This is a genomic window from Methylophaga sp. UBA1464 (genome assembly GCF_002325665.1).
Taxonomy (GTDB): Bacteria; Pseudomonadota; Gammaproteobacteria; order Nitrosococcales; family Methylophagaceae; genus Methylophaga.
Genome location: NZ_DCSO01000114.1, coordinates 860 through 2,582, shown reverse-complemented (window position 1 = coordinate 2,582; position 1,723 = coordinate 860). Strand labels below are relative to the sequence as shown.

Annotated in this window: 1 protein-coding gene and 1 pseudogene; both read left to right on the top strand. The window is 48.9% G+C overall.

Going from position 1 to position 1,723, the window contains the following annotated elements:
- A partial coding sequence (locus tag B3O33_RS15250; RefSeq protein ID WP_292363915.1) for an acetyl-CoA carboxylase biotin carboxylase subunit occupies positions 1–1,401 on the top strand: 1,401 nt, incomplete at its 5' end.
- Between the two features lie 25 nt (positions 1,402–1,426).
- A pseudogene (locus tag B3O33_RS15245) lies at positions 1,427–1,723 on the top strand (pyruvate carboxylase subunit B); the annotation flags it as partial.

Sequence of the window (1,723 nt, the reverse complement as noted above, 5' to 3'; positions counted from 1 at the left end):
CTGATCGCCAACCGTGGCGAAATTGCTGTCCGAATCATTCGGGCCTGTTCCGAAATGGGTATTCGTTCTGTAGCCATTTATACCGAACCGGATCGTTATGCCCTTCATGTCAAACGTGCAGACGAGTCTTATTCGTTGGGCGAAAACCCGCTGGAAGGCTATCTGGATCCGGTCCGACTGGTTAATCTGGCGGTAGAGACGGGCTGTGATGCCATCCATCCCGGTTATGGCTTTCTTTCTGAAAACGCCAGGTTTGCCCGATTATGTGAACAAAACGGCATCATCTTTATAGGTCCTAAAGCGTCGGTTATCGAAAAAATGGGCGATAAAACAGCCGCTCGTGACAGCATGCGTGAAGCTGGCGTGCCAATCACTCCCGGTTCTGACGGTAACCTTGAAGATATTAGTGAAGCATTAACGGTTGCCGAGGAAATTGGTTATCCCATCATGCTCAAAGCCACTTCCGGTGGTGGTGGTCGAGGCATTCGTCGTTGCGATACGCCTGCAGAACTCAAACAGCAGTTTCCCCGGGTCATTTCTGAAGCGACCAAAGCCTTTGGCTCAGCTGAAGTGTTTATGGAAAAGTGTATTGTGAATCCGCGGCATATCGAAGTGCAGGTGTTGGCTGATAGCCATGGCAACGTTGTACATCTATATGAGCGTGACTGTTCTATTCAACGGCGTAATCAGAAACTGATTGAAATTGCTCCCAGCCCGCAACTGACTCCGGAGCAACGCAATTATATTGGTGGGCTGGCCGTCAAAGCTACTGAGGCGGTCGGCTATGAAAATGCCGGAACGGTTGAGTTTCTGCTGACCGGTAATCAGGTGTATTTCATGGAAATGAATACCCGTATTCAGGTCGAACATACCATCACTGAACAGATCACCGGGATTGATATTGTCCGTGAACAATTACGCATAGCCGCCGGTGAAACGCTGCGTTACCGGCAGGAAGATATTCACTATCGTGGTTTTGCTTTGCAGTTCCGTATCAATGCCGAAGATCCGAAAAATGATTTCTTGCCTAGCTTTGGTCGTATAACCCATTACTATGCGCCCGGCGGACCGGGAGTTCGGGTGGATACGGCAATCTATACAGGTTATGAAATCCCACCGTATTTTGATTCGATGTGTTTGAAATTAGTGGTCTGGGCATTGGATTGGGAAGATGCGGTGGATCGTGGCCGTCGTGCGCTTGACGATATGCGTTTGCATGGCATTAAAACCACTGCCAGCTATTATCAGCAAATCCTCAAGCATCCTGATTTCAGAGCCGGAAAGTTCGATACCAGCTTTGTGGCTGCCCATCCCGAATTACTGACCTATTCAGATAAACGTCATCCCACCGCATTAGCATTAGTCCTGGCTACGGCCATTGCTGCCCATGCAGGCTGGTAAAACAAGTTAGATCCGGAGAATTGTAATGAAACAAATCCAAGTTACCGATGTGACACTGCGTGATGCACATCAATCATTGATTGCTACCCGTATGCGTACCGATGACATGTTACCGATCTGTGAAAAGCTGGACCGCGTCGGCTACTGGTCATTGGAAGTCTGGGGCGGGGCGACTTTTGATGCCTGCGTGCGTTATCTGAAAGAAGATCCCTGGCAGCGTTTACGTTTATTAAAAGGCGTTTTACCAAATACGCGTCTGCAAATGTTATTGCGTGGTCAAAACCTGTTGGGTTACCGGCATTATGCCGATGATGTAGTCAGC